Origin of the sequence: Streptomyces fildesensis, from assembly GCF_016107395.1 — a bacterium.
In the GTDB taxonomy this organism is placed as follows: Bacteria; Actinomycetota; Actinomycetes; order Streptomycetales; family Streptomycetaceae; genus Actinacidiphila; species Actinacidiphila fildesensis.
Genome location: NZ_JAAIKO010000281.1, coordinates 1 through 277 on the forward strand (window position 1 = coordinate 1; position 277 = coordinate 277).

The window sequence follows — 277 nt, forward strand, 5'->3', positions numbered from 1 at the left end:
GTTGTTTTTTCCTCATGGAACTCAAATACTTTCTAGCTTTGTCATTGCCTATCCGTGCAATTAACTCAGCTGGAGGTGTGCCAAGTAAATCAGTTATGATATCCAGTTGGTGCACAACATTTTTTCCAGGAAACAAGGGCTGTCTGATGAGAAGCTCAGCAAATATACATCCTATGCTCCAAACATCAACAGCAGGAGTATACTTGAAAGAAAAAGAACCACAGAGTTCAGGAGCACGGTACCAACGAGTAGCCACATAATCAGTCCAAAAAACAGC

1 protein-coding gene is annotated in these 277 nt (G+C 41.5%); it reads right to left on the reverse strand.

Annotated features, from left to right (window positions below; genetic code table 11):
- On the reverse strand, positions 1–277 hold a 277-nt coding region (locus C6N31_RS47365), incomplete at both ends, for a protein kinase domain-containing protein (RefSeq protein ID WP_198359717.1).